Source organism: Actinoplanes sp. TBRC 11911 (assembly GCF_012933445.1).
Classification (GTDB): Bacteria; Actinomycetota; Actinomycetes; order Mycobacteriales; family Micromonosporaceae; genus Actinoplanes.
Genome location: NZ_JABBNC010000001.1, coordinates 669,723 through 681,460, shown reverse-complemented (window position 1 = coordinate 681,460; position 11,738 = coordinate 669,723). Strand labels below are relative to the sequence as shown.

Below are 11,738 nucleotides of genomic sequence, written 5' to 3'. Positions count from 1 at the left end.
GTGCCGATGTAGCCGTGGAAGCCTGTCGTCGCTAGTCGGGCCCGCGCGGGGCAATAGGACGTGATGGCCCGCGCGGAGGGCGTCACCGATCTCAGGTTCGGCGAACGTAGGCACGAGCACGGTCGGACTCTCGTGAGTGGCCACTCGCCGCCACGCCCGCACGTCCTCGACGACGAGGGCTCGCTCGAGGAGCGCCTCTAGCTCAGCCGGAACACCAACGGCGCAGGTGAGCTCCGTCGCGACGTCACCCTCCTCCGCGGTGGATAGTCCGACGGGAGCGGCCGGCTCCGAGTCCGCAACAGCGTCGATCGCCTCCTCTGGCTCGCTGGATACATCGGTCGACAAATCCCCCGACGTAATGCGCGGAGTGCTGCCTGCGTCCTGCGGCGGTTCCGCCATCAGACTGGCAGCAATGAAGGCAACGGACTCGTCGCGGCTCGCCGACGCCACGACCTGCTCGCCCGCGTCGGCGCGGAGCCGGTCCCGAATACGGCGAACGTGCTCGTCGCGGCCCGCCAGTAACAGCGCAGCCGGTATAGCAGGCTGTGTGCGTTCGGCCCAGTTCCGGTACCAGTCGCGAAGACCGATCACCCCGAGCGGGTCTCGCCGGAGTTGCTCGGACGCCAACCACCGATGCACTCCCGGGCACAACGCCAGCCAAGCAGCAAGGTCCTCCGCGTCGAGCACCCGGATGCCTGCCCAGCCATCGTCGTCCTCCGCGCGGCGATCGATCCAGTCCCGCGAGTCCGGCCATCGGCGGCTCGTCACGAACACAAACACGAGTCCAGATCGCTCATCGCGAGATGACCCGACAACCCGCTTCCGGTAGTCGCGTTGCGCCTTATCCTGAGGGTCGCCGTTGGTACCCATCTCCCAGACGGAGCGGCCCGCAGGCAGGAACGGCGGCGCGCCGGACGAGCTCGTGACTTCGCCGTCGAGGCCAGGCAGTCCGACGGCTTCGGCAGCTGGCATGCGTAGCGTCTCCGGCGCGGCCACCGCGAGGATGAGACGCCTGACCAGCGTCGGCAGGTGCTCGCGCGAGTCGTTTCGCTCCGACCACTGTTCCAGATCAGTCCCGGTCAACAACTCGATCATCGGACGCCCCCTTGCTGTCTCAAGATAGGGCATCCGGATGGCACGTTGTCGCAGTCGTGGCGCAGCATCCGTGTCACAACTGCGCCGGCCGACCATCGACCGTGCTTGAGGTGAATGCGGATCGCGGCGTAAGGACTCACGCCGCGATCCGCGCCCCTACGCTCCAAGCGGTCATGGGGGCGTAGGCGAAAGGTCCGGCTTGGGTTCCGCGGCCGCCTTCCCCGCTGGCCGGTCCACGCTGTCGCTGGCCCAACGGAGAAGAAATGTTTGCACGCTCGTCCGTCCGATCGGTCTCGCTGGCCCAGTGCCGTCGGCAGTTCCGTCGCTCGGTGGGTGGGCTGGGAGGCAGCGTCCATTGACCCAGGGGCAAGCCCCGTTGACTGCGGACAGGACGCGAATCTTGCTGGTGTGCTGCACCGGCTTGGTGGTGACTGCACTCTCGGCGCCGCAGCAATCCCGACCTTCGGTCCTTTCGACCTCGTCGCGCAGGCGTTGCTCGTCGCTCGATCGGCACGCTCGGGTTGGGAGATCGCGACGAAGTGGCTCCGGGCGGCCACCTTGGGGTGCGAGCGCCATCACGCCAGAGGAGCAGCGATAGCTGACCCGTCCACGACATCGGATAGTGACAGCGCTGTATACCCTGTGCGCGGCCTTCGATATAGGGAAGGAAATCATGCCTGATGACGTCGATGCCGCGCAGGATTGGCTGGACAGCTGGACCGCTGGGGTGAGCGCACAGGCTGAGCGTGCGGCTGCGCTGTCGCGCCGGGTGTCGGCGTTGAGCGGCAGCGCGGAGAACTCGGATTCCTCGATCAGAGTGACGGTTGGCTCGTCGGGGCAGATGGAGTCGCTTGAACTCGCAGATCGTGTGCAGCGGCTGCGCGGGGCGGAGCTGTCGCGCCGCATCATGGCGGTGATGCGCAGCGCGCAGACGCGCTTGGCCGAGCAGGTCGCGGTGCAGGTGGAACGCACGGTCGGCGCGGACACCGAGACCGGCCGCGCTGTGATCCACTGGTTCGAGTCCCGCTTCCCCGCCCCGAAACGAGAAGACGGCGAGGGGACGGGCGGTGGCCGCTGATCACGTCCAGTTCCCGGGTGCCATGGTCGAACGGCATGCGGGCAGCGTCGAGCAGGTCGGCCATGCCATGGGACTCGCACGGTCCGCGGTGCACGAGGTCACGATGGACCGCGGCGCCTGCGGCCAGCTGTGCCAGTTCCTGCCCGCGATCTTGAGCCCGGTCTTCGACCTCGGTCTCGACGCGCTCTACTCCAGCGTCGACGTGCTCAGCGAAACCGCCGCGAATCTGCGCACCACCGCGGAGAGCATGTCGGCCACGGACGCGGCCAGCGGTCAGCGCATCACCCGGGCGGGTGACAGTGGCCGCGAGGCGATGGAGCTGCCGCTGTGACGAATCCCCTGGTCGCCGCGGAGCAGAGCTCAACCACCTGGTACACCGGTCTCGGCCTGGTCGACAGCGCCGCGCAGGTATCCAGCGGCATTCAAGACGACAGCTGGGTCGACGGGACGCTCGGCACGGTCGGCGGCAGCCTCGACGTGCTCGGCATGGTGATCGACCCGCTGGGCTCGCTGGTCTCCTGGGGCGTGTCGTGGCTCATGGAGCACGTCCAGCCCCTCAAGGAAGCGCTGGACTGGCTGGCCGGCAACCCGGACGCGATCGCGGCGCACGCGACAACCTGGAAAAACGTCGCATCGTTCACGGCCGACGCGCGAGCGCAGTACACGGACGCGCTCGCCCAGGACATCGCTGGCTGGCAGGGCGGGTCCGGCGACGCGTACCGGCAGCACGCCGGCATCGTCACGCAGGTGATGCAGGGCATCTCGTCCGCTTCCGGCGGCATCTCCTACGCGGTGGAGGGCGCCGGTCTGATCGTCGGCCTAGTCCGCGGGATCGTCCGGGATCTGATCGCCCAGTTCGTCGGAACCCTCGCCGCGCGGCTTCCGCAATGGCTCGCCGAAGCGGGCCTGACCTTGGGCCTGGCCACCCCGGTGGTGATCGGGCAGGTCGCCACGCTGGTCGCAAAAATGGGTCGACAAGATCCAAACCTTCATCCGGGCGCTGCTCAACAGCCTGCGCAGACTGCTGCCGAAGGTCAACTCACTCGGCGAGATCCTCACCGGCCTCAAGGACGAGCTGGCCAAGCTGCTCCGCTCCGTCTCCGGCGGCAAAGGCGGCGACGGGCCGCCCGGCCCGCCGGCGCGCGGTGGCTGGCGCGACGGCGACCAGGTGCCGCCGCCACGTGGCGGCAACGACCTGCCGACCGACGCCCATCTGGGCCAGCGATACGTCGGCGAGAACGATCCGACCAATCCGAATCGGGCCTTTTACCCGGACACCGTCCATTACATGACGCCGGCCGAGCGGGAGGCGCACCGGCTGTTCGTCGACGCCGACGGCAACCTGCGCAGCGCCGCGGACGGCAGCCTGTTCGACACCGCGGGCGGCACCACGCACTGGTCCGGCGGCGGCCGGGCGATCTTCGTCATGGACAGCAGCGGTAACCTGTATGCCACCCTCGACCAACGTGTCGGTCACACCCATCACTCGTCGCTGCTCGCCGGCGACTCAGTGGTCGGTGCGGGTGAGATCGAGGTGACCAACGGACAGCTGGTCGCGATAACCGACCAAAGCGGGCACTACCGGCCAGAGCCACACATGAACGACCGCGTTCTGCAGAGCCTGCGGGACCAGGGCTTCACGCCCGGCGCCGATTTCAAACAGTACGGATGGAGCGGGCAGGAACGGTGACCATGGACCAGAACCAAGCGCGTGGCGTCCTCAACCAGCTCCTCTACCCGATCGACGGCGCACCCGACCTCAGCGACGCCACCGCCGCACGGTTGGTCGACAACATGATCGAAGGCCGCCTGTTCTCCGCCTCGGTGGCCGACTTCGCCGCGGCCATCGACCAGACGCTGCAGGCGGGCGCCTTGCACCCGCAAACGGCCGAGACCAGCCGGCGATACACCGAACCGGAACTGTTCGAGTTCCTGCGCCGGGTAGCGCGCCAGCTCGACGCACGCCGGCCCTGGCCAGCACCGCGGTTCACCAAGCTCGACGTGTCGCAATGGGACACCTTCGGCGACGCCCCAGCCATCGCCCGCATCGAGCGGCCCACCCATCAGATCACCGGTGTCGTCGGATACTCCTTCGACCATGTTCCCGCGGGCGAAGCGAAACTGCCGGTGCTGATCCTGCGCCTGCGTACCGGCGACGTCATCGCGATCATGGGATCCGTCGACCCCCGCTCGATGTCCTTCACACTGCTGCACCGCGGCCATGACCGACCTGCCGACGTCATCGCCCACTTCCGCGACCTAACTGGCTTCCGTGGAGACGACATCGTCGCCATCTAAGCAATGCCGGGGTCATACGGTGTCGATGGTGCCGCTCGCGAATGAGATACACCGTGGAGCCGCGTCCCTGCATGCCTGCGGACATGTGGCTAGCTGGCGTCCGACTCGCTGTCGTATAAGTGCCCCAGGATGAACGTCGGTCCGCTTGCGAAGCCGAAAGTGTCAACGATGAGGTCGCGAACCTCGCCTATCGGGACCAGATCGGTTCGGAAGAGCAGGAAGAACCCGTAGGTTCCGTTCGCTCGAAGTGCCCAGCCCGGCTCGTCCCCCCACCGCTCGCGAAGGAGCGACACAAGGCGGTCAGCTTCCGGCTCGAACATCGAACAAGTGTACGACTCGACGCCAGGCTCTGCCGTGTACGGGCGCAACCCCAAACGACCTGCTCATATGAATCGTCGCGAACCGGTGTAGATGGCCCGAGCGCCGGTGCGCATGTCTGTGACAGTTATGGCGCATTGCTTCGTCAGAGAGGGTTCGTCGGAGCCGATTCGGCTCGTCGGCCATTCACGCTCGGGCCCCGTGATTCCAGAGTTCCCACAGGTCAGTGCGGCAACAAGGGTGGTAGGTGAACTACAGCGTGGTAGTTCATGATCGCAAAAAGGATTCTGGGCCGCTCGCGGCGCAAGCCGGCTGAAAGTCCTGCGGGGTGGACTGACGGCCGGCCCGCGTATCTCGTCTGCTGCGGTTGTCGTGGGGAAGCGGCTTGCCACGGCTAACGCGCGCTACCTGCCGCTTCCTCTTCCTGAAGAGTACAACTATCCATAGACACAGTACAGATATATGTCTGTGGAATGTGACTACGGACATATGTCCAGAGCTGTTACCCATAGCCTCAGCTCATGGACAAGATCCGGTTCATGGGTGCGAAGGAGATCGGCGATCGCCTCGGCGTCGGCCGATCGCGGGCACACGCCATCACCCGTGACCGCGACTTCCCGCAGCCGTACCAGACGCTCGCGATGGGTTCGATATGGGACGAGCGCGATGTCGAGGCATGGATTAAAGAGCACCGACCAGAACGGGCTGAGGACCCGGAAAGCGACTAGGCCAGGGCCCCGACGACGGGGATCGACAGCTCGTCGCGCTTGAACCAGAGTCATCGGTGCTTCGGCGGCCGTCCTGTCGCGCTGCCGACCTTCGCGCAACTGGCCGGTCGACTGAGCCGAACAGCATGCCCTTCTCCAACCCGGCGGCGACCGGGCGTAGGTCTATGTGCGTCTGTCGGGTCAGAGATGCCGCCGATGACAGGACCTGGGCCCTGCCATCGGCTGATCAGTGGCTGTCGCTACTGATCGACGGCGGCGGGATGCGCCTCCCCGGTGAGCGCAGCGAGAGCTGACGCAACCTCAGCCAGGCTGGCCTTCACATACAACGCGGTCGAGCCGCTACCAGAACCGTCGGTGTGCCCGGCGTAGGCGCGGGCAATCGCGGTGCCGAAGCGGCGTTCCACCCAAGTCAAGGTGGTGTGCCGGAGCCAGTGGGTGCTGATCTGCTGGGTGCGCACCCACGGCAGGTGCTGCCCGAGCCGCACCCACAGGTTGTCGTAACGGCGATAGGTCAACGGCCGGCCGTTGCGGTAACGCAGCAGACGCCCTTCCCGGTCGCCGCCGCCACGCTCGGCGTGATGCTGCAGCAGGTGACGCATCAGCGTCGGCGAGACCGGCTGCCAGCGCGAAGTGCCTCCTTTCTCCCGTAGGAAGATCAGGCACTGATCCGGGTCGAGATCACGCGGGCGTAGTCCGAGGGCACCGCCGCGGCGGCATGCGGTCTCGGTGTGCAGCCGTAACAGCAGGCAATCCAACTGCGGGTCATTGCCCGTCGACGCGGCTACCTGGTTGATCTCCACGAGCCGGCCGTCGGCGAGGGCCTGGCGGGTACTTGCCAGCCGTCGCGGCTTGGCCACCTTGGCCGCCGGGTTGTCGGCCTCGCGGATCAGGCCGTCCAGAACCGCCCGCCGGTAGAGGCACCGCAACGCCGCGACAAGATGCTCGGCCGCGGACCTGCCGCCACGGGCGTTGCGGCGTGCCACCACGGTCGACTGCACCCGTCCACGCAGCTGCTCGATCTCGGTCGGGGTCGGCTCGTCCAGGCGCCGCTCACCCCACGCGGCAACAACCTTGTCCCAGTACGTGCCGTACGCCTTGAGCAGGCCCGCTGACACGGCGACCCGCACCTTCGGCACGTACTCGGCGAACGTCGGCATCGGCGCCCGCGGTCCTGCTTGGATGAGGTCGTCGAGCGAGATGCCCATCCGCTCAAGCAGCAGCCGGGCCGCCGCCAGCTCGGCCTCGCGCGTGCTCGCGGTCATGCCGGCTCACCCCCGTCGAGCAACACCGCGCCGAGCACTCGATCAAGCACTGCGACCGGGTATCCCACCAGCCGACTACAGGCAGGGTCCGCGGCAAGGAGAAGCGGGTCACCGGCTGTCAGATGGCACCAGCGGCGGGCCGCGAGCGGCAGAATCATGTGCCCCTGCCGGTCGACGCGGCAGGTGCCGCCATCCGCAGGAAGGGCCACTAAGGACCCGGCCTCTTCGCGGATGGTCAGGCGGGTTCCCGGCGGCCAGTCGAGAGCTCGGATGACGCTGCGGTCAGCGACGCGGCCCGCCTTGTCGACCGTGCTCATCGCATAGACGACGCCACTGTGCCGGGCGACGTCCGCGCTCAACCGGGGCAGAGGCAGCGGCCGTCGCGTCCGCGAAGGCAACGCTGCATTGATCCCGACCGGCCTGCTTGCGCCAGGGATGAGAGGAGGAAGAGACGGAGTGGTCATGACGACCACTTCCACCGAAGAGCGGCCTGCGGCCGCGGCATCTGAGCAGCAAGTTCGTGTTCAGACACCCATGAACACGAACACCGAAAACTGCGCACCAATGCGGATAATTGGTGTCCGAGGGGGGACTTGAACCCCCACGCCCTATACGGGCACTAGCACCTCAAGCTAGCGCGTCTGCCATTCCGCCACCCGGACCTGCACTGCCAGCTTACCGGTCTGCCGCCTCCGGGTCATGCCGGGGATTGGCGTGGCCGGTCGGCCGCACAGGAGAGAACTGTACACGGGCCCGTTTCCGCCGCGCAGGGAGGGTCGGGGCGGACAATCTGGGCATTCGGGGCGATCTGAAACGTGCGAGGGTGGCGTCGGCGCCAGGTATTGGGCAGCGGGGTCCTCGTGTCGGTGGGGCCGCCATTTGTGCCTGCTCGGCAGCGTGGGCGAGCAATGGTCGCCTCGCGGCTGCGCGGGCTGTCGTTGAGGTGCGTTGAGCTCGGGAAAGGCAACCCGGAAGGAAGCGTAGGGACATTCACGTACGGCGTACGGGCTTGGAGTGTTGACTCGGCGCGCTGGGTGCTCAGCCGGCTCCAGCCCGGCACGGAACGCCCTGATGTTGCGGTGTTTCCGTTCCACCGCACGTGCAGCGGGATCCGGATTGGGGCGATGCATGCGCTTTCCCACCACGCATGTATCGGTTCGGATGCGGTCCGGCGTCAGCCCGGCGGTCGACATGATGGCCGCTGCCCGCACCGTCTGGCTCCACCTGACCCTCGCGGTCTCCACCCACGGGTGGAGGCCGCGGATCAATTCTGGCGCCGACGCGACCGAGGGGTGAACAGGCTTAACGTCTGCGGCATCGACGTTCCCCGGTATCGGAAGGAAGCTGGATGCGACGCATGGGTCCGGTCGTCAGTCTGTTCTTCGTAGCGCCGTTCGTCGCCGAGTTCCTGCTCGGTGACCTGCCCGTCGTGATGCTGCCGGTCCTGCTGGCGTTCGCGCCGATGTACGGCGGGGGCGCCTTGCTGATCCGCGAGGTCGCGCGGCGTAGCGGCCGCGGCTGGCCGATGATGCTCACGCTTGCGCTGGCCTTCGCGGTGCTGGAGGAGGGCTTGCTCACGCAGTCGCTGTTCAACCCGAACTACGCCGGCGAACATCTGCTTCAGTACGCGTACATCCCCGCCCTGGGCATCGGGGGCCTGTGGACGCCGTACGTGCTCGGTATTCATGTGTTGTGGAGTATGGCCACGCCGATCGCGCTGGTCGAGGAGTCGAGCGGGTTCCGCCGTGAGCTCCCGTGGCTGGGTCGGCGTGGGCTATGGGTGACCGGCGGGCTGTTCGTTGTCGGGTGGGTGGTCTTCTTCGCCATCTCCTATCAGATGAGCGACGGCTTCTTGGCCTCGCCGGCCCAGTTGATCTCGGCCGCCTCGATCACCATGATTCTTGTCGTTGTCGCGTTTGCGCTGCCCCGCCGGTCGAATCAGGCTGCCTTGGGTGACGTCCCGCGGCCGTGGGTTGTCTTCCTGGCCGCCGCGATCGCCGGTGCGCTGTTCATCGGCATGACGTTCCTGCCGCACTACTCCGGACTGTTCGCCGGGCCGGTCGCGGTCGCCGTCCTCGCCGTCCTCGTGTCCCGCTGGGCGAAGCGGATGAGCTGGGGACATTGGCATCGCTACGCTCTGGCCGTCGCGGGGCTGTTCACGTATGCCTGGCACGCCTTCATGATGAACGGCGTCACCATCAGCGAGCGGATCGTCGAAATGGTCAGCCACGTGGTCTTCGCCGTTGCCGCCGCGGTGCTCGCCTGGCGGGCGTACCGAAGGGTCCGGGCCTACCAACCAGCCGCTGTGGACACCGCGGGCTCCGCTCCCGTGCTTGTCGCCGCCGGTGAGGCTCCGAAGCGATGAGCAGCGTGCAGATTCTCGCCTCGGTCGGCCTCGGCACGGCGTTCGCCGCTTTTGTGATCAGCCGGCAGGTCCGTCGGCGTGCCGTCACACTGCGGTGCCTGATCGTCCTGCCGGTGTGGTTTCTGATCCTCTCGGTCCTCTCCGATCACCGGATGGTCTCGCGGCTGCATTCGGCGGCCGCGATCGGGTTCTTCGCGGCCGGCGTCGCGCTCGCGGTCGGCATGGGCGTCGCACGGTCGGCCACCCTTCGGGTCTGGTGTAGCGAGAGCGGCCCGATGTGCGAAGGCGACTGGCGTACCGGGGGCCTGTGGATCGCCACGATCGTGGTTCGTGTGGGAATGTTCCTCCTCGCGGCGAAACTTGGCGCACACGAAGGAGCGGGCGAGGCGATGGTGTTCGTGGCAGTGACCCTCGGCGTGCAGAACGTGGCGCTGGCCCGGCGCGCGCTTCTGTTCTCCACGGCGTCCGCTCGCGCGGGGGACCCGGCTGCCGCTCGCGCGGGCGACCCGGCCGCCACGTGCGCGACCGACCCGGGCGCCACCCGCGCCGGCGAACCGGCCGCCGGGCCCCTGGAAACCGTCTGATGTCGTGGCCTCGGCGGCGTCTTCCGGCCGTCTCCGCGGTGGCGCTTGGGAGGACCGCCGCCACCATCGCGTACGCGGTGGCCGCCGTCGTTGTGGTGCCGTCGCATCTGCGGTGGGTCGCGCTGCTCTGCACGGCGGTCGCGTTTGCCGGGGCCGCGTACAGCTGGCGGGCCGGGATAGACCAGCCGGTGCGCCGGGTGATCGGCCTGGTGGTGATGGCGGCCGGCGGCCACGCGCTGTACGTGGTCGACCCGTCGTCGCCCGGCTGGCTGCTGGCCGGTATCGCGATCTCGGTTGCGCTGGCGGTGCTGCCGTTGCCGGTCGCGGTGCCGTTCGTGGTGGTCACGGCGGGCACCGGTGCCCTGATCGCCGAGCTGCGCAACCCGGCCGCGATCGTGCCGCTGCTCGCTGGGTGCACCGGGTTCGCGGTGCTCGGGGCGGTCGTGGGGGCGTCCCGGCAGCGGGCCGACCAGGCCGAGCGTCTGCTGGTCAGCGAGCACGCGGCCCGGCAGGCCGAGGCCAGGGCGCAGGTGTACGCGGAACGGGCGCGGCTGGCCCGGGAGATCCACGACATCCTGGCCCACACGCTCTCGGCGCAGATCGTCGGATTGGAGAGCGCCCGGCTGCTGATGCGCAAGGGTGCGCTGGATGATGCCGTGCTCCAGCAGATCGACCGGGCGCAGAAGCTCGCCCGGGAAGGCCTCGACGAGACCCGCCAGGCTGTGCAGTCCCTGCGCGGCGACACCCGGCCGACCGCCGAGGCCGTCGCGGAGCTGGCTCAGAGTGCGAACGCGACGCTTTCGGTCGAGGGCAGGCCGGAGCCGCTCGCCCCGGAGACCGGCCTGGCGGTCGAGCGGACGGTCCGGGAGGCCCTGACGAACGTACGGAAGCATGCTCCGGGGGCGGCGGTGCGCATCCGGCTGGCGTACCGCGAGGGCCGGGTCGAGGTCGAGGTCCACGACAGCGGCTCCGTGACGCGCTCGGGGTTGCACGACACCGGCACCGGCTACGGTCTGACCGGGTTGCGGGAGCGGGCCGAGCTGCTCGGCGGCAAATTGGACGCGGGTCCGGTGGACGAGGGCGAAGGGTACCGGGTGTGGCTGACGATACCGAGGTGACGATGCTCCGGGTGGTGATCGCCGACGATCAGCGGGTGATCCGCGACGGCATGCGGCTGATGCTGTCCCTGATGGACGGTGTCGAGGTGGTCGCGGTGGCGAGCGACGGCGACGAGGCGGTCGCCGCGGTCGCTGAGCACGATCCCGACGTCGTTCTGATGGACCTGCGAATGCCGCGCTGCGACGGAGTGACCGCGACCCGGCGGATCCGTGCCGAGTTTCCGCGCACCCAGATCGTGGTCTTGACGACGTTCGCCGAGAACGCCGACATGCTGGCCGCCCTGCGGGCCGGTGCGCGCGGGTACCTGACCAAGGACGCCGACGCCGACCAAGTGGTGCAAGCGGTGCGCCGGGTCGCCTCGGGTCAGGCCGACCTGGCGCCGGAGGTGCAGCACCGGCTGCTGGAGATGCTGACGCCGGATCGCCCGGTGCGCGCCGACCGGCCGCCGGACAACCTCACCGAGCGGGAGCTCGAGGTGCTGGAACTGGTGGCCACCGGGATGTCCAATGCCGACATCGCTACCCACCTCATGGTGAGCGAGGCGACCGTGAAGACGCACATCAACCACTTGTTCGCCAAGACCGGTGCCCGCGACCGTGCTCAGGCGGTCGCCTACGCCTATCGCAACGGCCTCGTCGCCTGACGGGTCAGAAACGACGGCGGGACGGCACCTTTGTCAGAGGATCGGCTTGCCGCCGGTGACCGGGACGACCGCGCCGGAGATGTAGCTGGCCTCGTCCGAGGCGAGCAGCACGTAGACCGGTGCGACCTCCTTGGGCTCGCCGGGGCGGCCGAGGGGAGTGTTCTTGCCGAACTCCGCCACCTGCTCGGGCGGCAAGGTCGAGGGGATCAGCGGCGTCCAGATCGGGCCCGGGGCGACCGCGTTCACCT

At 68.4% G+C, this 11,738-nt stretch carries 15 protein-coding genes, 1 tRNA gene and 1 pseudogene; 9 read left to right on the top strand and 8 right to left on the bottom strand.

Translation table 11 applies throughout. The annotated features are described in order from the left end of the window. On the bottom strand, window positions 1–1,095 hold a 1,095-nt coding region (locus HH310_RS02970), incomplete at its 3' end, for a hypothetical protein (protein ID WP_211191632.1). A 673-nt stretch (window positions 1,096–1,768) separates the two neighbouring features. Between HH310_RS02970 and HH310_RS02965 the strand changes: the two genes are divergently transcribed. Beyond that, window positions 1,769–2,173, top strand: coding sequence for a YbaB/EbfC family nucleoid-associated protein (locus HH310_RS02965; protein WP_169173772.1), 405 nt, complete (start codon window positions 1,769–1,771; stop codon window positions 2,171–2,173). Next, window positions 2,163–2,504 carry a hypothetical protein gene (locus tag HH310_RS02960; RefSeq protein WP_169173771.1) on the top strand — a complete coding sequence of 114 codons (342 nt, stop codon included), beginning with the start codon at window positions 2,163–2,165 and terminating at the stop codon, window positions 2,502–2,504. The genes HH310_RS02965 and HH310_RS02960 overlap by 11 nt, the downstream gene beginning before the upstream one ends. 488 nt (window positions 2,505–2,992) lie before the next feature. On the opposite strand, the gene HH310_RS02955 is transcribed toward HH310_RS02960, so the two are convergent. Together HH310_RS02955 and HH310_RS02950 are read right to left on the bottom strand one after the other, a co-directional pair. Further along, entirely contained in the window at window positions 2,993–3,151 is a 159-nt protein-coding gene (locus tag HH310_RS02955) for a hypothetical protein (protein ID WP_169173770.1), read from the bottom strand. 61 nt (window positions 3,152–3,212) lie between these two features. Further along, window positions 3,213–3,458 (bottom strand): hypothetical protein, encoded by a 246-nt coding sequence (locus HH310_RS02950; protein ID WP_169173769.1) that lies wholly within the window; start codon window positions 3,456–3,458, stop codon window positions 3,213–3,215. A 3-nt stretch (window positions 3,459–3,461) separates the two neighbouring features. Between HH310_RS02950 and HH310_RS02945 the strand changes: the two genes are divergently transcribed. Continuing rightward, entirely contained in the window at window positions 3,462–3,863 is a 402-nt protein-coding gene (locus HH310_RS02945; RefSeq protein WP_169173768.1) for a hypothetical protein, read from the top strand. Window positions 3,864–3,865: 2 nt separating this feature from the next. Beyond that, window positions 3,866–4,471, top strand: coding sequence for a hypothetical protein (locus tag HH310_RS02940; RefSeq protein ID WP_169173767.1), 606 nt, complete (start codon window positions 3,866–3,868; stop codon window positions 4,469–4,471). Window positions 4,472–4,560: 89 nt separating this feature from the next. On the opposite strand, the gene HH310_RS02935 is transcribed toward HH310_RS02940, so the two are convergent. After that, window positions 4,561–4,791 (bottom strand): hypothetical protein, encoded by a 231-nt coding sequence (locus HH310_RS02935; protein WP_169173766.1) that lies wholly within the window; start codon window positions 4,789–4,791, stop codon window positions 4,561–4,563. Window positions 4,792–5,310: 519 nt separating this feature from the next. Between HH310_RS02935 and HH310_RS02930 the strand changes: the two genes are divergently transcribed. Next, window positions 5,311–5,517 carry an AlpA family transcriptional regulator gene (locus HH310_RS02930; protein ID WP_248293563.1) on the top strand — a complete coding sequence of 69 codons (207 nt, stop codon included), beginning with the start codon at window positions 5,311–5,313 and terminating at the stop codon, window positions 5,515–5,517. A 239-nt stretch (window positions 5,518–5,756) separates the two neighbouring features. Here the strand turns inward: HH310_RS02930 and HH310_RS02925 are convergent, their stop codons facing one another. The 3 genes from HH310_RS02925 to HH310_RS02915 all read right to left on the bottom strand — a co-directional run bounded on the left by HH310_RS02925 (window position 5,757) and on the right by HH310_RS02915 (window position 7,441). Further along, entirely contained in the window at window positions 5,757–6,779 is a 1,023-nt protein-coding gene (locus tag HH310_RS02925; protein WP_169173765.1) for a site-specific integrase, read from the bottom strand. Continuing rightward, on the bottom strand, window positions 6,776–7,096 hold the full coding sequence (locus HH310_RS02920) for an AbrB/MazE/SpoVT family DNA-binding domain-containing protein (protein ID WP_169173764.1): 321 nt from the start codon (window positions 7,094–7,096) through the stop codon (window positions 6,776–6,778). Before HH310_RS02920 ends, HH310_RS02925 begins: the two co-directional genes overlap by 4 nt. A gap of 258 nt (window positions 7,097–7,354) precedes the next feature. Continuing rightward, window positions 7,355–7,441, bottom strand: a tRNA-Leu gene (locus tag HH310_RS02915). 686 nt (window positions 7,442–8,127) lie between these two features. Between HH310_RS02915 and HH310_RS02910 the strand changes: the two genes are divergently transcribed. The 4 genes from HH310_RS02910 to HH310_RS02895 are packed head-to-tail and all read left to right on the top strand — an operon-like array spanning window position 8,128 to window position 11,490. Next, window positions 8,128–9,144, top strand: coding sequence for a hypothetical protein (locus HH310_RS02910; RefSeq protein WP_211191631.1), 1,017 nt, complete (start codon window positions 8,128–8,130; stop codon window positions 9,142–9,144). Next, complete coding sequence (locus HH310_RS02905; RefSeq protein WP_169173763.1) at window positions 9,141–9,728, top strand: hypothetical protein; 588 nt, start codon at window positions 9,141–9,143, stop codon at window positions 9,726–9,728. The genes HH310_RS02910 and HH310_RS02905 overlap by 4 nt, the downstream gene beginning before the upstream one ends. A 38-nt stretch (window positions 9,729–9,766) precedes the next feature. Continuing rightward, window positions 9,767–10,846: a histidine kinase gene (locus HH310_RS02900; RefSeq protein ID WP_169173762.1), complete on the top strand. Its 1,080-nt coding sequence runs from the start codon at window positions 9,767–9,769 to the stop codon at window positions 10,844–10,846. Beyond that, window positions 10,825–11,490, top strand: coding sequence for a response regulator (locus HH310_RS02895; RefSeq protein WP_396027485.1), 666 nt, complete (start codon window positions 10,825–10,827; stop codon window positions 11,488–11,490). The genes HH310_RS02900 and HH310_RS02895 overlap by 22 nt, the downstream gene beginning before the upstream one ends. 33 nt (window positions 11,491–11,523) lie before the next feature. On the opposite strand, the pseudogene HH310_RS02890 reads toward HH310_RS02895, so the two are convergent. Next, window positions 11,524–11,736 (bottom strand): annotated as a pseudogene (locus HH310_RS02890) (SDR family oxidoreductase); the annotation flags it as partial. Window positions 11,737–11,738 lie beyond the last annotated feature (2 nt).